Genomic DNA, 16,376 nt, shown 5'->3' on the forward strand with positions numbered 1-16,376 from the left:
CCGGAAGCGCCCCAGCGCGTTGTCGGGGCTGACGCAGGTGTCGCGAGGAGCAATCGGATGAGCGGAACAACGCGCCCCACCGTCGTGGTGACCGGCGGCAGCGCCGGGGTCGGGCGCGCCGTGGCGGCGGCCTTCGGGCGCCGGGGCTGGAACGTCGGCATCGTCGCGCGGGGACGGGCCGGGATCGCGGCGGCGGTCGCGGAGGTCGAGGCGGCCGGCGGCCGGGCGCTCGGCTACCGCGCCGACGTCGCCGACCCGAAGGCGGTGGAGCGGGCGGCGGATGCCTTCGCGGAGGAGTTCGGCGGCATCGACGTCTGGGTCAACAACGCGATGGTGACGGTCTACGCCGAGGTCGGGCAGATGACCGCGGAGGAGTTCCAGCGCGTCACCGACGTCACCTATCTCGGCCAGGTCCACGGCACGCTGGCGGCGCTGCGCCACATGAAAGCCTCGGACCGGGGCACCATCGTGCATGTCGGCTCGGCGCTCGCCTACCGGTCGATCCCGCTGCAATCGGCCTATTGCGCCGCCAAGGCGGCGGTGCGCGGCTTCGTCGACAGCCTGCGCACCGAGTTGCTGCATCGTCGCAGCCGCATCCGCCTGACGATGGTGCAGCTGCCGGCGGTGAACACGCCGCAATTCGACTGGGCCCGCTCGCGCCTGCCGCGCAAGCTCGAGCCGGTGCCGCCGATCTTCCAGCCCGAGGCGATCGCCGAGGAGATCGTGCGGGCCGCCCACGACGCGCCGCGGGAACTCTGGATCGGCACCCCGTCCTGGCTCGCGATCTTCGGCGCGCAGGCCGCACCGGCCTTCACCGACCATTACCTCGCCCGCCACGGCTACCGGGGCGAGATGACGTCGCATGCGGCGCGGCGGTGCCGGCCCGACAACCTGTTCGAGCCGGTCGACGCCAAGCGCGACCACGGTGCCCACGGCCGGTTCGACGCGCAGGCCAAGGACCGGGTCGTCGCCGCGGACCCGATGTGGCTGCATATCGGCCTGATCGCGGCAGCCGGGCTGATCGGCGGGACGGCACTGGCGGCGGCGCGGCGCAGTGGCCGGCGGGAGCCCCGCATCGCCGGCCGCTGAGGCCGCGACGGGCAAGGAGGGGCCTTGCGGAACCGGCGTCGCCACCGGTCCCCGCGAGGGCTCCGCTCTCAGGCCTCGGGCAGCTCGCGCACCACCACGCGGCCGCCCTCGGCCGACAGGGCCAGGCGGCCGGCCTTGAGGGCCAGCGCCTTCTCGCCGAACAGGCCGCGGCGCCAGCCGTGCAGCACGGGCACGTCGGCGGCGCCGTCCTCGGCCAGGGCCTCGAGGTCGTCCACGGTGGCGATGATCTTGGGCGCGACGCGCTCCTCCTCGCAGACCGCCTTGAGCAGCACCTTGAGGAGCTCGACCAGCGCGCCGTTGCCGCCGCTGCGGGCGCGGCCGCGCTCGGGGGTCGGCACCGAGGCGGGATCGCGCGACAGGCCGCGCTCGACGGCGGCCAGGATGTCGGTGCCGGTGCGCGAGCGCTCGAACCCGGCGGGGATCGTGCGAAGCCGCCCCAGCGCCTCGACGCTGCGGGGCGCCGAGGTGGCGATGTCGATCACCGCCTCGTCCTTCAGGATGCGCCCGCGCGGCACGTTGCGGGTCTGCGCCTCGCGCTCGCGCCAGGCCGCCACCTCCATCAGCACCGCGATCTCGCGGGCCTTGCGCATCCGGGAGCTCAGGCGCTTCCAGGCATGCTCCGGGTCGGCCCGGTAGGTGTCGGGGGAGGTGAGGACCGCCATCTCCTCGTCGAGCCAGGCGCCGCGGTCGGTCGCGATCAGCTCGCGCGCCAGCACCTCGTAGACCTTGATCAGGTGGGTGACGTCCGAGAGCGCGTAGCTCAGCTGCGCGTCCGAGAGCGGCCGGCGCGACCAGTCGGTGAAGCGCGACGACTTGTCGATCTTCGCCTTGGCGACGTCGTTGACGAGCTGCTCGTAGGACACCGAGTCGCCGTAGCCGCAGACCATCGCGGCGACCTGCGTGTCGAAGAACGGCTGCGGCAGGAGCCCGCCGAGCAGCCAGATGATCTCGAGGTCCTGGCGGGCCGAGTGAAAGACCTTCAGCACGCCCTCGTCGCCCATCAGCGCGAAGAACGGCGCGAGGTCGATGTCGGGCGCCAGCGGGTCGACGAGCGCGGTCGATCCGTCCGGTGCCGCGATCTGGATCAGGCACAGCTTCGGATAGTAGGTCGTCTCGCGCATGAACTCCGTGTCGACGGTCACGAAGGGTTGCGTGGCAAAGCGCGAGCAGACCGAGGCGAGGTCTTCCGTCGAAGTAATCAGCTTCATGGGTCCGGCTATAGCGGAGCCGGTCGCCCAGCGCGAGACGCCGCGAGACGCCGGCGCCGTGGGTTATGGGGATTGGGCGCCGCGGACACCAAAAATCACGCGGCGCGGGCTTTCCCGCCGGGACGAACCGCCTCGAGCCGAGCCGCTTTGGGCCGAGCCGCCTCGGGCAGGGTCTTCCGCCGCAGGGCCGCCGCGCGGGCGCGCCGCGCCGCTTCCGCCCGGCGGATGAGCCAGTCGAGGATGTTGTGCTCGACCCGCTCGCCGGTGTCCCGGTCGGTCAGGCGGTGGATGCGGTCGGCGCGAAAGCCCCGGTAGCCGTCCCGGTCCCGGTCGGTACCGCAGACCAGCACCCGGCCGGGACCGATCTTGAGTTCGCGCGCTTGCAGCCGGCGCACGCTCCAGGCGCCGTTGCCGTCCTCGTAGACGAGCTCGAACCGGCCCTCGATCGGCAGGACCCGCCAGGCGCCGTCCTGGCGTTCGACGGACGCGTTCTGGCGTTCGATGAACGCGGGCGGGCGTTCGTGGATGGCGTCGCGGTGGTCGACGGGCATGGCGTGGGCCTCCGGTGGCTGGGTCCGGGTCGCCGCGGGCGTGCCCGGGGGCGGATCCGGTCGGGTGTCGAGCGACAGGTCGAGCAAGGGGTCGGGGTGAGGCTCGCAGGAGCCGAAAAAGGCGTTCTGATCCATGGGGATAATATAAGTGTTCGTCTTTTGTTCCACAAGCGCCGGGAGGTGTCCGGCGAGGCCCCGCGCTTGACTTCGCTCCCCCCTTCGCGAATGGGTGCCGCACGCTTTCGCGTGCGGACGAACTGTCCGCGCGCCCGGCCTGCCGGCCCCGATCGAGACAGCCCAAACCCTGGACAGCCAAGACACGCCCATGCACCGCTATCGTTCCCATACCTGCGGGGCGCTCCGCCCGTCCGACGTCGGCGCGACCGTCCGCCTCTCCGGCTGGTGCCACCGCGTCCGCGACCATGGCGGCGTGCTGTTCATCGACCTGCGCGACCATTACGGCATCACGCAATGCGTGATCGATCCCGATTCCGCGGCCTTCAAGGCGGCGGAAGCCGTGCGCTCGGAGTGGGTGATCCGCATCGACGGGCGGGTGCGCCAACGCCCCGCCGGCACCGAGAACGCGGAACTGCCGACCGGCGCGGTCGAGGTCTACATCACCGACCTCGAGGTGCTGGGCGCCGCCGCCGAACTGCCGATGCCGGTCTTCGGCGACCAGGAATACCCGGAGGAGACGCGGCTCAAGTACCGCTTCCTCGACCTGCGCCGCGAGAAGCTGCATGCCAACATCATGCGCCGCGGCGCGATCATCGATTCGCTGCGCCGGCGGATGCGCGAGGGCGGGTTCTTCGAGTTCCAGACCCCGATCCTCACCGCCTCCTCGCCGGAGGGCGCGCGCGACTTCCTGGTGCCGTCGCGCCTGCATCCGGGCAAGTTCTACGCCCTGCCGCAGGCCCCGCAGCAGTTCAAGCAGCTGACGATGATCGCCGGCTTCGACCGGTACTTCCAGATCGCGCCGTGCTTCCGCGACGAGGACGCCCGGGCCGACCGCTCGCCGGGCGAGTTCTACCAGCTCGACATCGAGATGAGCTTCGTCACCCAGGAAGACGTCTTCCAGGCGGTGGAGCCGGTGCTGCGCTCGGTGTTCGAGGAATTCGCCGAGGGCAAGCGCGTCTCGCCGAGCTTCGTGCGCATTCCCTACGCCGAAGCGATGCTGAAATACGGCGTCGACAAGCCGGACCTGCGCAACCCGCTCGTCATCGCCGACGTGACGGACGAGTTCCTGCGCGAGGACGTGACCTTCAACGCGTTCAAGAACGCCATCAAGGCCGGCGGCGTGGTCCGCGCCGTGCCGGCCCCCGGCGCCGCCTCGCAGCCGCGCTCGTTCTTCGACAAGCTCAACGACTGGGCCCGCTCCGAGGGCGCGCCCGGCCTCGGCTACATCGTGTTCGAGGAGGAGGGCGGGACGCTCACCGGCCGCGGGCCGATCGCCAAGTTCGTGCCGGCGGAGGCGCAAGCCGCCATCGCCGCCAAGGCCGGGCTCAAGGCCGGCGACGCGGTGTTCTTCTCCGCCGGGCCCGAGGCCAAGGCGGCGGGGCTTGCCGGCAAGGCCCGCATCCGCGTCGGCGACGAATTGGCCCTGTCCGACAAGGACCAGTTCGCGTTCTGCTGGATCACCGACTTCCCGATGTACGAGTGGAACGAGGACGAGAAGCGGGTCGACTTCTCGCACAACCCGTTCTCGATGCCGAACTTCGACCACGACGCCTTCATGGCGCTCGATCCCGCCGACCACGCGACGATCCTCGGCATCAAGGCGTTCCAGTACGACATCGTCTGCAACGGCATCGAGCTGTCGTCGGGCGCGATCCGCAACCACCGCCCCGAGGTGATGGAGAAGGCCTTCGGCCTTGCCGGCTACCCCAAGGAGGTCCTGGAGGAGAAGTTCGGCGGCATGCTGAACGCGCTGAAGCTCGGCGCCCCCCCGCACGGCGGCATCGCGCCGGGCGTCGACCGCATCGTGATGCTGCTCTGCAACGAGCCGAACATCCGCGAGGTCGTGCTCTTCCCGATGAACCAGCGCGCCGAGGACCTGATGATGGGCGCGCCCTCCGAGGTCGGGCCCAAGCAGCTGCGCGAGCTGCACATCCGCCTCAACCTGCCGCAGAAGCAGGGCTGATCGGAGCCGGTGCCCGGTCTCGTCGCGGTCGTCGTCGCGCATGACAGTGCCGGCGTGTTGCCGACCTGCCTCGCGGCGCTCGCCCGCGAGCACGTCCCGGCGCTCGTCGTCGACAACGCGAGCCGCGACGGCTCGGCGGACCTCGCCGCCACGTTGGGCGCGCGGGTCCTGCGGCTGCCCCGCAACGAGGGCTACGGCCGGGCCAACAATGCCGGCGTCTGGGCGGCGGGACGCGCCGAATACGCGCTGATCGTCAACCCGGACGTCGAGCTCCAGCCGGGCAGCGCCGACGCGCTGCTCGCCGCGGCCGAGGCCTATCCGGATGCCGGGCTGTTCGCGCCCCGCATCGTCGAGCCGGACGGGCGCTTCTTCTTCCAGCCGCGCTCGCTGCTCGCGCCCTACCTCACCAACCCGGGCGGTCGGCTCCATCCGCCGGAGGGCGATGCCTGCGCGCCGTTCCTGTCGGGCGCCTGCCTGATGGTGCGCCGCGACCTCTTCCTGTCGCTCGGCGGGTTCGATCCGAACATCTTCCTGTTCTACGAGGACGACGACCTCTGCCGGCGCATCGCCGATGCGGGCCGGGCGCTCGTCCACGTCCACGGCGCCCTAGCGTTGCACGGCCGCGGCGCGTCGAGCGCCTCGGCGCCCGGCCGGGTGCGCCGCTCGCGCTGGCACCAGGCCTGGTCGCGATCCTACGTCTCGCGAAAATACGGCCTGCCCGACCCCACGGGGGCGATGCTGGCGAAGAACGGCGTGAAGGCGCTGCTCGCCGCGCTCGCCTTCCGCCGCTCCGGGATCGAGCGCTACGGCGGCTCGGTCGCCGGTGCCTGGGCGGCCCGCAACGGCCGCTCCGCGCTGGCGCAGGAGGGCTTGACGGAAACGCCGCCGCAGGAAGCCGCGCCGTGGTGACGGTCGCGGCCGGCCTCGACAGGCCGCACAACGCCTTCGGGGCGGTGCGCCTGGCGCTCGCGCTCCTCGTCGTGGTCTCGCACGGCTTCAGCGTGACCACCGGCGCCGTCCTCGACGAGCCGCTGGCGCGGCTGACCGGCTACACGCTCGGCGAGCACGCGGTGAACGGCTTCTTCGCCGTCTCGGGCTTCCTCGTCACCATGAGCCTCCTGCGCCGGGGGCCGCGCGACTACGTCGTCGCCCGGGCTTTGCGCATCGCCCCGGGGCTGGTGGCGGCGACGCTCGTCGTCTCGCTCGGCCTCGGCAGCCTGATGACGGCGCTGCCGCTCTCCGACTACTGGGCCGATCCGGGCCTGTGGCGGTTCGTCCAGGGCACCCTCACCACCTTCAAGAGCAACGCCGCCCTGCCGGGGGTGTTCTCGGAGAATCCGTTCCGTTTCCCGATGGGGACGGTCTGGACGCTCAAGTACGAGGTGCTGTGCTATCTCGGCCTCCTGGCGGCGGGGCTCCTCGGGACGCTGCGCCGGCGCTGGCTCTGCCCGTTGCTGATCGCCGGCCTCGCCGTCGCCCTGGCGGCAGCCGGGCTGCGCGCCGGCGAGATGCCGAAGGGCCTCGAGACCTCGTTGCGGCTGCCGCTGATCTTCGCCACCGGCGCGGCGCTCTTCCTCTACGCCGACCGGGCCCCGTTGAGCTGGCCGCTGGCGCTCGCGGGCCTCGTGCTGGCGGCTCTCCTGCACGGGACCGCCCTCTACCCGCCGGTGCTGTTCCTCGCCGAGGCCTACGCGGTGCTCTGCCTCGGCCTCATCCCCCCGGTGCGCCACCCGGCCCTCGACCCGCGGGCGGACCTCTCCTACGGCACCTACCTGTACGGCTGGCCGGTGCAGCAGGCCCTGCACGCGCTGATGCCCGCCGCCTCGGCCTGGGCGCTGCTCGGGCCGTCGCTGGTCCTCACGCTGGCGGTGGCGGCCCTGTCCTGGCACGTCGTCGAGCGGCCGGCGCTGGGGTGGAAGGCGCGGCTGATCGGGAAGCGCGTGGCGGCGGCCTGAGGGCTTTCAATTGATCCGGCGGCTCAGCGCTCGGGCTCGGCGTCTTCCGGCCGGGACACGGCCAGTTCGAGCGCCCGGCGGATGAACCGCGGGTACGGCATTCCCTTCCGTGCCGCCGACGCCTCGACGGCATCGAGCAAGTCTTTCGGCAAGCGCATGTTGACGCGCTCCGTTTTGGGCGCGAACTCGAACCGGGCCGGCTTGAAGTGCGAAGAATCTAGGCCGGAAGAGACCCTTATCAAGAAAAAGCCTCGGCTTCGGCAACGAACTCCGGAAACCTAGTGCTCATAGGATGCGACCTCCATGCGGTGCATGGAGCGAGCCCTGAACGGCCTGATGGATATTTCGTCGCCATGCTGCCTGATCGTGAAGGCAACGAAGATCGATCGACCGGCGGCGTGCGTCCGATAGCGATCAGGCGCTGCTCCGGCGCCGAATGATCCAGATCGGGCTCGATTGGCGGCCGCCCGCGCAAGGCGTCCTCGATCTCCGCGATCGAAACGCCATGCTTCCGGCATTTCTCGCGACTGCCATCGTCCCACTTGATCCTGACCAACGACGCAGGCTCCTCCCGCCCATGATGCACACAAACGTATGTACGGGGCCAGGGTGGCGCCACAGTTAACGAAATGGGAGATTTCGTCAGGCACGACACACGGAGACCCGCGCCCGCCGCCGCGCCGCCTGGCGCCCGAGATCACGCCCGAACATCGTTCACGTCACGAGCGTCCATGCCCCCCACCCGCGACCCCGCCCTCGACGACCTCGACCCCAAGAGCGCGCAGAGCCTCCACGCCGCCCTCTCGGCGGAGATCGCGGAGCACGACCGGCGCTATCATGGCGACGATGCGCCGACGATCTCGGATACCGAGTACGACGCCCTGCGCCGCCGGCTCGAGAGCATCGAGGCGCGCTTCCCCGATCTCGCCGGCACCGGCGAGGCCTCGGCCAGCGTCGGCGCCAAGGCGTCGGACAAGTTCGCCAAGGTGCGCCACGCGGTGCCGATGCTGTCCCTCGGCAACGCCTTCTCGGACGAGGAGATCGGCGACTTCGTCGAGCGGGTGCGCCGCTTCCTCGGTCTCTCCGGCGGGGAGCCCGTCGCCTTCACGGCCGAGCCGAAGATCGACGGCCTGTCCCTGTCGCTGCGCTACGAGAACGGGCGCCTCGTCACCGCGGCGACGCGCGGCGACGGCGAGGTGGGCGAGGACGTGACCGCCAACGTGCGGACGATCAAGGAGATTCCGGAAGAGCTGGCCGGCGCGGACTGGCCGGACGTGTGCGAGGTGCGCGGCGAGGTCTACCTGTCGCACGCCGATTTCGCCGGCATCAACGCGCGCCAGGAGGCGGCCGGCAAGCCGCTCTTCGCCAACCCGCGCAACGCCGCCGCCGGCTCCCTGCGCCAGCTCGATTCCAGCATCACCGCCTCGCGGCCCCTGCGCTTCTTCGCCTACGCGGCCGGCGAGATGTCGGACCAGCCGGCCGACAGCCAGTTCGAGATGATCGAGGCGTTCCGCGCCTGGGGCCTGCCCGTCAACCCGCTGACGGTGCTGTGCGCCGACGCCCCCGCGATGCTGGCGCATTACCGGACGATCGAGGCGCGGCGCGCCGATCTCGGCTACGACATCGACGGGGTCGTCTACAAGGTCGACGACTTCGCGCTCCAGCGCCGCCTCGGCTTCGTCGCCCGCGCCCCGCGCTGGGCGCTCGCCCACAAGTTCCCGGCCCAGCGCGCCACCACCGTGGTCGAGGCGATCGACATCAATGTCGGGCGCACCGGCTCGCTCAACCCGCTGGCGCGCCTGAAGCCGGTCACGGTCGGCGGCGTCGTGGTGTCGAACGCGACGCTCCACAACGAGGATTACGTCCACGGCGTCGATGCCGACGGCGCGCCGATCCGCAGCGGCGTGGCGATCTGGCAAGGGCAGAGCCTGCGGACCGATCTCGACCTCGCGCAAGGCTCCGACGTGCGCGTCGGCGACACCGTGGTGGTCTTGCGCGCCGGCGACGTGATCCCGAAGGTCGCCGACGTGGTGCTGGAGCGCCGCCCCGCGGAGGCCGTGCCCTACCGATTCCCCGAGACCTGCCCGGCCTGCGGCAGCCACGCCGTGCGCGGCCTCAACCCGCGGACGGGCAAGCTCGACGCGGTGCGCCGCTGCAGCGGCGGCCTGATCTGCCCGGCGCAAGGCCAGGAGCGGCTCAAGCACTTCGTGTCGCGCAACGCCTTCGACATCGAGGGCTTCGGCGAGACCTACATCGAGACCCTGTTCGAGGCCGGCCTGGTGCGCCAGCCCGCCGACCTGTTCCGCCTGGACTTCGAGCCCCTGAAGGCTGCCGTGGTGGCGAGGCGCCAGGCGCTCTCGGCCGAGCGGGCCGCGGCTGCGGGCAAGGAGGTCAAGAAGGCGGCAAAGAAGAAGGACGACGAGGACAAGGCGATCAAGAACCTGCTCGCCGGGGTCGAGGCGCGGAGAAAAATCCCGCTCAACCGGTTCATCTTCGCGCTCGGCATCGAGCAGGTCGGCGAGGCGACCGCCAAGGCGCTGGCCAAGCATTTCTCCGACATCCCGGCCCTGATGGCGGGGGTGGCGGCGGCGGCCGCCTGCCAGCCGGGGCCGGACTGGATCGCGCTCGCGAGCCTCGACCGGGTCGGCGCCACCACCCGCGACCGGCTGCTCGCGGCCGCCGCCGACTCCCCCGACGCGGACCTCCTGGCCGGCGGCGCGGTGGCGCGGCTGTCGACGCCGCAGCGCGCCGCCTTGGTCGAGGCCTACGGCGACGCGGACGGCGTGCGTGCGGCGGTGGAGCGGGCGATCGCCCAGGTTCCTGGCGACGCCTACCGGGCGCTGGCCGACGACGGCGAGGTCGGCGCGGTGACCACCGCCTCCCTGATCCAGTTCTTCTCCGAGGCGCACAACGTCGCGGCGGTCGAGGCCCTGCTCGCCGAGGTCGAGACCGAGCGCGCGGCCCCGGCGGCGCAAGGAGCGGCCTTTGCCGGCAAGACCGTGGTGTTCACCGGCACCCTGGAGAAGATGACCCGCAGCGAGGCCAAGGCGACGGCCGAGCGGCTCGGCGCCAAGGTCTCGGGCTCGGTCTCGGCCAAGACCGACCTGGTGGTGGCGGGGCCGGGCGCCGGCAGCAAGCTCAAGGATGCCGAGAAGCACGGCGTGAAGGTCGTGTCGGAGGACGAGTGGCTGACGATGGTCGCCTCCGCCTGAAATTCGGCGTCTTCGCCGGGGAGAGCGCGGGGATGAGCTTTTCCCGCACCCTCGCGATCGACTTCGAGACCGCCAACGAGCGCCGCGACAGCCCCTGCGCCGTCGGCCTCGCCTGGATAGAGGACGGCCGGGTGGTGCGGCGGGAATCGCGGCTGATCCGCCCGGCGGAGATGCGCTTCTCGCCCGGCAACATCCGGGTCCACGGCATCCGGCCGCGGGACGTCGAGCGGGCGCCGTCCTTCCCCGAGGCGATGGCGCCGTTCCTGCCGGAGATCGCCGGCAGCCTGGTGCTCGCCCACAATGCGAGCTTCGACGTCGGGGTGCTGGCGGCGACCCTGCGGGCCTACGGCCTGGCGCAGCCGGCCTATACCTCGCTCTGCACGGTCCAGCTCGCCCGCCGGCACTGGCCGGGCGAGGGCGGCCAGGGGCAGGGCACCTACCGGCTCTCGTCGCTCGCCGCGCGGATCGGCGTGACGTTTCGCCACCACGATGCCGGCGAGGACGCCTATGCCTGCGCGCAGATCGCGCTCGCGGTGATGCGGGAATCCGGCGCGCCCGACGTCGCGAGCCTCGCCCGCCGCCTCGGCCTCGCCCGCGAGCGGGCCGGGGAGGGCGCGCGTGCGCCGGACGGTCTCGCGGCCCGCGCCCTGCGGGGCATCGCGGCCCCGCGTACGGTTCAGGATGCGGGCCGCGGCGCGGCGCCGCGCCAGGCCCGCGCGCCGCTGCTGCATTTCGTCGTCCGGGGCAGCAGCGGCACGCCCTACGACGTGCGGCTGGTCGAGGGCCGCGACGGCCCGCGGCTGCGCTGCTCCTGCGCCGGGGCGCGGTTCCGGCCGGATTGCCGCCACGTCCGGGCGCTCGCCGCTGGCGAGATCGACGCGCTCCTGTCGGACAATCCGGGGGACGTGGCGCAGCTGGCCGGGCTGCTGCGGGTGGGGTGAGGGGCGGGACGCTCGTCCGCCTGTCCCTGCCGCCGGTTCCCGCCCCGGGCCGAGCATGACGAAAACGACGGTCCGGACATGACAAAGGCGGGTCCACGCTCGCGCGCGGCCCGCCTCGTACGATTGACGGCGGTCTATGACGACCCGCGCGGCCCTCAGTGGGCTTCGCGCACGGCCACGGCACTCGGCGTCAGGCCGAACCGCTCGGCGAGATGCCAACGCAGCTCGCGGGACGAGTGGTATCCGTAGCTCTTGTCGATCAGGTGGCTCACATCGGTGGAGCCGCCATCGCCGAAGCGATTGATCTGGTCGACATGAAAAGTGGGGCCGTCGTTGAAGACGGTGGGCGCGCCGTCGCGCCGGGTGAACTCGAACAACATGGATGTCTTTTCTTCTATCTTTTCGGCGCTCCACGCGGGAGCGACTGTGCGTGGCGGGCGGCCAGGGGGCCGCCGGCGGAGCGTAACTTGAGCCCGCAAGCTCATAACGCTCCAGTGCGGCCTGGGTTCCGTAACCTTAACGGAATTAGCGTTAAGATCACGTTAACCCGGGCCGGGGGCCGCCTTTAGGCGACCTGCAGGTTCACGGCAGACATCTTGCTGCTGTCGCGACGGTCGGCCTGCAGCTCGTAGGAGACCTTCTGGCCCTCGACGAGGCCGCGCAGGCCAGCCCGCTCCACCGCGGAGATGTGGACGAAAACGTCCTTGCCGCCATCATCCGGCTGGATGAAGCCGAAGCCCTTCTGGTCGTTGAACCACTTAACAGTACCAGTATTCACGCGGTCGTCCTCGTCTCGTTAGAAGCCGCAACGCTCTGCCCTCGCGCGAGAGCATGACAGTGCGACAGCGCCAATTGTCCGGATGGGAGCTTCGATGGCCGGGGCCCACTGGGTCCCGGCCGGGCACGATGCCCGAGGCCGCCCGCCCGTTGCCGCTGAACCCCATGTAGGGGTGCAGTCTGTCCGGAACAAGGCAGGGCGGCCGCGACAACGCGCACCCCGCGTGTCAGCGGTTGGTGCGCCCGCGCTGGTTGGGGTCGACGCCGCCCTGGGGCGTGGTGTCGTTGGCGACGTCGCCCTCGTCGGTGTTGGCCCCGGCGAGATCCTCGGGATCGCCGCCGGACATGGTCATCCCCTTGGAGGTGCCGATGCCGGGATTGCCCTTCAGGTCGGCATCGGTCGGGGTGGTGGTCTTCGGTTGCTTCGAGGTCATGCGCGATTTCCTGTCGAGAGAGCGCGCCTAACGGTTGAGCGCCTGCTCGAGTTCGCCGCGGGTCATGCGCGACCGGCCCTTGATGTCGCGGCGCTTCGCCTCGTCGTAGAGCGCGGCGCGGGTCGCCTGGGACCGCGTGTCGCGCTCCTTCGACCGGGTGCGGCGGAAATTCGCCCTGTTGTCGGACGGGCTCTCCCGGTTCGACGCGCCGGCCTCCCGCAGCGCGATGGCGACGGCTTGGCGCCGGTCGGTGACCGGCTCGCCGTCGCCGCGCTCCAGCTCGCCCTCCTTGAACTCGTGCATCACCCGGGCGATCGTGCCCTTCTGGGCGTCGGTCGTCTTGTGTGAGCTGGTCTTGCGTGGGCTGTTCTTGCGTGCGGCCATGGTCGTCATCCGCTCGTTTCGGGCGTCCGGCGCTCCGTTCCGGCGGATCAACGCCGCGGGTCTGGCGTCGTTTCGCGCGATGCAGGCCGGCGTTGCGCGCGATTCCCTGTCGCCTCGGGCGGAGGGCTCCCATATACGGACGACAATTCTACGGTGTCGGACTGTCAATGGCGGGTATCTCGGTTTCCCTCGAAGGCTCGAACATCCAGCTCTCGTTCCAGAAGGACGACCAGTCGACCGCGGTCATCATGGATGCCAGCGCGGCCCGCGCCCTCGTGCGCGCGGTGGGACAGCTCCTCACGGTCATGCACGAGCCGGACGAGGCCGAGATCGACGACCTCGGCGAGGACGAGGCGGCGATGCTCGACGTGACCTCGCCGGCGATCGAGGTCGGCACCGACGAGCAGGGCCAGGCGGTGGTGGCGCTCCAGGCGGGCGGCCTGCCGCCGTTCCAGCTCCGTCTCACCGACGAGGAGGCGCGCCACGTCGCGACCTCTCTCAACGAGATCCTGAACGCCCCGCGCGACGTGCGCAGCTCGCATGGCGGGCACTGACGACGGCGCGCGAAAGACGATGCGAGGGGTGCGCGCCCCGGCGCAGAAACGAAAAGGGCGCCCAGTGGGCGCCCTTCGTGTTTTTCAGAACCGCGTGCCGGGATTGCTCGGTCCGCCCGGGAGGTAGTCGGGCTCGGAGCCCGGCCCGGTCGGGTCGGTGATGCCCGGATCGTTGACCGGGTAGGGCGAGCGCGGCCCGGTCGGGCCGGTATCCGGCAGGTCGTCGGGGGTGATCGGCGGCGGGATGTCGCCCGGGATCCCACCGGGAACCGGCTCGTGGCCGGGCAGGCCTGGATTGGCCATGGTCGTTCCTCCTGTCCGTCTGGGCATGCGGATCAACCGGCCCGGGCAGGCGGGGTTCCGCCGCGGCAGAGGGCGGGGATGGGCCGGGAATGGGGACCGGAACCGGCCCAGGCCGGGGTCGTTGCCCGGGCATCCCGCACTCTCCCCGGAGATACCCCGATGCCGAGCATCACGCAGGCTAAGATCCTCATCATGGCGACCGACGGCTTCGAGCAGAGCGAGCTCGAGGTGCCGAAGGCCAAGCTCGCCCAGGCCGGCGCCCAGGTGACCGTGGCGGCGCCGAAATCCCGTCAGGCGCCGGACAGCATCCGCGGCTGGGACGGGGCCGATTGGGGCCGCCCTGTCGCGGTCGACGCCGATATCGAGAGCCTCGACGTCTCGGCCTACGACGCCCTGGTGCTCCCGGGCGGGCAGATCAACCCGGACAAGCTGCGCCTGGAGCCGAAGGCGCTCGAGATCGTGCGCGGCTTCGTGTCGAGCGGCAAGGTCGTCGCCGCGATCTGCCACGCCCCCTGGCTGCTCGTCGAGGCCGGCGCCGCCAAGGGCCGCCGGATGACCTCCTACGCCTCGATCAAGACCGACGTGGTCAATGCCGGCGCCGACTGGCGCGACGAGCCGGTGGTCACTGACCAGGGCATCGTGACGAGCCGCAACCCGGGCGACCTCGACGCCTTCTCGGCCAAGATCATCGAGGAGATCGAGGAAGGCCGCCACGACCGCGCGGCGGCGTGAGGTCGAGCCTCCGGCAAGTTCCGCGGACGCCATGACGCGTATCCGCGCGGTGAAGCCAAAGGCTTCGCCGCGCGGACAAGACCGATCGACCTCATCGTGAAGCGATCGGGCCGCTACGCCATCGATTGCTAACGGCCAAGTCGGGGCACGCGCCGGTGTTTGAAGGAGCGGGATCGTCCCTGAGCGGGTGGACGACCGGAGCGCCTTTGCGCCGGAGCCCCTGCCATGCCGACGACCTGTCTGCCCTGGCGGGCGGAAGAACGCGAGGAGCTGCTTCGGGCTGCCGCTGAATAACCAGCGTTGAGGCTGAGGCCCGAACCGAAGGCGGTGAGGGAGTCGCGCGGATCGGGAACGAAGATCGCGCAATCGATGAGAAACGCCGATCTCGCCGGATATGCCTTCGCTGCGGCGGTCCGAGACGGCTCGCAGGGGTAGGCTCCGCTGAAATTTAAACCCTAGGAACAACAAAGGCGGCCAACAAGCCGCCTATGAGATGCTCTGCCGGTACAGAGTTTTTATGGTCGGAGCGAGAGGATTCGAACCTCCGACCCCTAGTCCCCCAGTATTCGAGGATGAGTTTTCAGAAGCGTCCGGAAGCCGTCAAATAGCGCAGTTTTCCCTCTGTACCTCTAGTTTTTTGAGCGTAGGAGCGGTATCTTTATTCCACAGGCATTCGGGCCTGTGGCTTCCGATTGGCTTCCGGAAAATGACTGCGCAACGCCTCACCCGCCAGACCGTCGCCGCCCTGACGGTCCCGCCCGGCAAGCTGGAAGCGTTCCTGTGGGATGCAGAGCTCAAGGGCTTCGGCGTCCGCGCTAGCGCGGGGGGAAGCCGCCGCTACGTCGTCCAGTACCGGGTGCCAGGGCAGCGAGCGACGAAGAAGCTCAGCATCGGTGCAGTGGACATCCTCACCGTCGATGAGGCCCGGCGGCAGGCCCGGACGCTTCTCGCAAAGGCCCTGACCGGCAACGACCCGCATGCCGAGAAGGCCGCGGCGAAGAAGGCAGCCGCTGTCACGCTTGGCAGCGTCGCGGATGCCTACTTGAAGCGCTGCGAGGCTCGCCAGAAGCCCGGGACCTTTTATCAGACCAAGCTCCACCTGACGAAGCATTGGGCGCCCCTGCGGGGCCTCCCATTGCATAAGGTGCGGCGGGCCGACGTGGCCACCAGGCTTACGGAGCTGCGCGACAGCAGCGGTGGGGTGTCCGCGAACCGGAGCCGGTCGGCTCTCTCGGCGCTCTTCGCGTGGGCGATTGGGGAGGGGCTGACGGAAGCCAACCCGGTAGTTGGGACGCACAAGCCTGCCGAGGAGAAGACGCGCGAGCGCGTCCTGAGCGACGCCGAGCTGAAGGCCATCTGGGGGGCATGCCGCAACGATGCCTATGGGCGCATCGTCCGAACGCTGATCCTTACGGCCCAGCGCCGGGAGGAGGTGGGCGGCATGGCGGATACGGAGCTGGATCTGGACGCCGCCCTGTGGACCCTTCCAGCCGCTCGGGCGAAGAACCACCGGGAACACCTTGTTCCGCTCTCGGCACCCGCGGTGGCAATCCTTCGGGAGGCACCGCGCCTCGAGGGCCGCGCTCTCGTCTTTGGTGAGGGAGCCGGCGGCTTCTCCGGCTGGTCAAGAGCCAAGAATGCGCTGGACAGACGGCTCACGGAGGCGGGGACGCCGCTGGCGCCTTGGATCCTGCACGATCTGCGCCGGACGGCCGCGACGACGATGGCGGATCGGCTCGGGGTCGCGCCGCACATCATCGAGGCAATCCTGAATCACGTCTCAGGCCACAAGGCAGGCGTGGCCGGCATCTACAACCGCGCGAGCTACGCGAGGGAGAAGCGGGAGGCGCTGGACCTGTGGGCCGCCCATGTGGCTGGCCTTTGCGAGATGCGGGAGGAGGCGCCTCCTCGAGCGAGCGCTTAAATTTTTTCTCAGGTCGTGCCGAGGGGGACCACTGGCCCACAACCGGTGATGTGCTGGGCCACAATGGTAGAGCCACCCTCTCAACGGTAATGGATGTATAGTCGTAGAACAGCACATCGTAAGGATGTGCCTGGATCAGAAATGACATCTG

Annotated in this window: 17 protein-coding genes; 9 read left to right on the forward strand and 8 right to left on the reverse strand. The window is 70.6% G+C overall.

The genetic code is table 11. The annotated features are described in order from the left end of the window. Positions 1-57 precede the first annotated feature (57 nt). Complete coding sequence (locus V3T34_RS20830; protein WP_305077980.1) at positions 58-1,089, forward strand: SDR family oxidoreductase; 1,032 nt, start codon at positions 58-60, stop codon at positions 1,087-1,089. Positions 1,090-1,157: 68 nt separating this feature from the next. Here V3T34_RS20830 and rnd read toward each other — a convergent pair whose 3' ends face one another. Together rnd and V3T34_RS20840 are read right to left on the reverse strand one after the other, a co-directional pair. After that, a complete protein-coding gene (gene rnd / locus V3T34_RS20835; protein ID WP_060846247.1) occupies positions 1,158-2,318 on the reverse strand; it encodes a ribonuclease D in 1,161 nt (386 codons plus the stop codon). Positions 2,319-2,413: 95 nt separating this feature from the next. Continuing rightward, the gene (locus V3T34_RS20840; RefSeq protein ID WP_305077979.1) at positions 2,414-2,869 is read right to left on the reverse strand and encodes a hypothetical protein; all 456 of its coding nucleotides are present in this window, start codon (positions 2,867-2,869) and stop codon (positions 2,414-2,416) included. Between the two features lie 325 nt (positions 2,870-3,194). Between V3T34_RS20840 and aspS the strand changes: the two genes are divergently transcribed. The 3 genes from aspS to V3T34_RS20855 are packed head-to-tail and all read left to right on the forward strand — an operon-like array spanning position 3,195 to position 6,964. After that, positions 3,195-5,009: an aspartate--tRNA ligase gene (gene aspS / locus V3T34_RS20845; protein ID WP_091887036.1), complete on the forward strand. Its 1,815-nt coding sequence runs from the start codon at positions 3,195-3,197 to the stop codon at positions 5,007-5,009. Between the two features lie 9 nt (positions 5,010-5,018). Continuing rightward, the gene (locus tag V3T34_RS20850) at positions 5,019-5,918 is read left to right on the forward strand and encodes a glycosyltransferase family 2 protein (RefSeq protein ID WP_305077977.1); all 900 of its coding nucleotides are present in this window, start codon (positions 5,019-5,021) and stop codon (positions 5,916-5,918) included. Beyond that, positions 5,912-6,964 carry an acyltransferase family protein gene (locus tag V3T34_RS20855; RefSeq protein WP_305077976.1) on the forward strand — a complete coding sequence of 351 codons (1,053 nt, stop codon included), beginning with the start codon at positions 5,912-5,914 and terminating at the stop codon, positions 6,962-6,964. The genes V3T34_RS20850 and V3T34_RS20855 overlap by 7 nt, the downstream gene beginning before the upstream one ends. 23 nt (positions 6,965-6,987) lie before the next feature. Here the strand turns inward: V3T34_RS20855 and V3T34_RS20860 are convergent, their stop codons facing one another. Then, positions 6,988-7,206 carry a CopG family antitoxin gene (locus tag V3T34_RS20860; protein WP_305077975.1) on the reverse strand — a complete coding sequence of 73 codons (219 nt, stop codon included), beginning with the start codon at positions 7,204-7,206 and terminating at the stop codon, positions 6,988-6,990. Positions 7,207-7,695: 489 nt separating this feature from the next. Here V3T34_RS20860 and ligA point away from each other — a divergent pair, with 489 nt between their 5' ends. Continuing rightward, on the forward strand, positions 7,696-10,176 hold the full coding sequence (gene ligA, locus V3T34_RS20865; protein WP_305077974.1) for an NAD-dependent DNA ligase LigA: 2,481 nt from the start codon (positions 7,696-7,698) through the stop codon (positions 10,174-10,176). A 32-nt stretch (positions 10,177-10,208) separates the two neighbouring features. Then, positions 10,209-11,117 (forward strand): 3'-5' exonuclease, encoded by a 909-nt coding sequence (locus V3T34_RS20870; RefSeq protein ID WP_331369273.1) that lies wholly within the window; start codon positions 10,209-10,211, stop codon positions 11,115-11,117. Between the two features lie 155 nt (positions 11,118-11,272). On the opposite strand, the gene V3T34_RS20875 is transcribed toward V3T34_RS20870, so the two are convergent. The 4 genes from V3T34_RS20875 to V3T34_RS20890 all read right to left on the reverse strand — a co-directional run bounded on the left by V3T34_RS20875 (position 11,273) and on the right by V3T34_RS20890 (position 12,712). After that, positions 11,273-11,497 carry an AsnC family transcriptional regulator gene (locus V3T34_RS20875; protein WP_091753266.1) on the reverse strand — a complete coding sequence of 75 codons (225 nt, stop codon included), beginning with the start codon at positions 11,495-11,497 and terminating at the stop codon, positions 11,273-11,275. Positions 11,498-11,682: 185 nt separating this feature from the next. Beyond that, positions 11,683-11,895 carry a cold-shock protein gene (locus V3T34_RS20880; protein ID WP_060846239.1) on the reverse strand — a complete coding sequence of 71 codons (213 nt, stop codon included), beginning with the start codon at positions 11,893-11,895 and terminating at the stop codon, positions 11,683-11,685. A 226-nt stretch (positions 11,896-12,121) separates the two neighbouring features. Continuing rightward, entirely contained in the window at positions 12,122-12,328 is a 207-nt protein-coding gene (locus V3T34_RS20885) for a hypothetical protein (protein ID WP_058618884.1), read from the reverse strand. A gap of 27 nt (positions 12,329-12,355) precedes the next feature. Next, positions 12,356-12,712 carry a DUF6496 domain-containing protein gene (locus V3T34_RS20890; RefSeq protein ID WP_305077972.1) on the reverse strand — a complete coding sequence of 119 codons (357 nt, stop codon included), beginning with the start codon at positions 12,710-12,712 and terminating at the stop codon, positions 12,356-12,358. Between the two features lie 167 nt (positions 12,713-12,879). Between V3T34_RS20890 and V3T34_RS20895 the strand changes: the two genes are divergently transcribed. After that, entirely contained in the window at positions 12,880-13,266 is a 387-nt protein-coding gene (locus V3T34_RS20895) for a hypothetical protein (RefSeq protein WP_091891786.1), read from the forward strand. Positions 13,267-13,350: 84 nt separating this feature from the next. Here V3T34_RS20895 and V3T34_RS20900 read toward each other — a convergent pair whose 3' ends face one another. Continuing rightward, positions 13,351-13,569: a hypothetical protein gene (locus V3T34_RS20900; RefSeq protein ID WP_060846237.1), complete on the reverse strand. Its 219-nt coding sequence runs from the start codon at positions 13,567-13,569 to the stop codon at positions 13,351-13,353. A gap of 159 nt (positions 13,570-13,728) precedes the next feature. Here V3T34_RS20900 and V3T34_RS20905 point away from each other — a divergent pair, with 159 nt between their 5' ends. Both V3T34_RS20905 and V3T34_RS20910 read left to right on the forward strand, forming a co-directional pair. Then, a complete protein-coding gene (locus V3T34_RS20905) occupies positions 13,729-14,301 on the forward strand; it encodes a type 1 glutamine amidotransferase domain-containing protein (RefSeq protein ID WP_091891783.1) in 573 nt (190 codons plus the stop codon). A gap of 706 nt (positions 14,302-15,007) precedes the next feature. After that, the gene (locus V3T34_RS20910) at positions 15,008-16,225 is read left to right on the forward strand and encodes a tyrosine-type recombinase/integrase (protein ID WP_305077971.1); all 1,218 of its coding nucleotides are present in this window, start codon (positions 15,008-15,010) and stop codon (positions 16,223-16,225) included. Positions 16,226-16,376 lie beyond the last annotated feature (151 nt).

It is taken from the genome of Methylobacterium ajmalii, from assembly GCF_036448855.1.
GTDB lineage: Bacteria > Pseudomonadota > Alphaproteobacteria > Rhizobiales > Beijerinckiaceae > Methylobacterium > Methylobacterium ajmalii.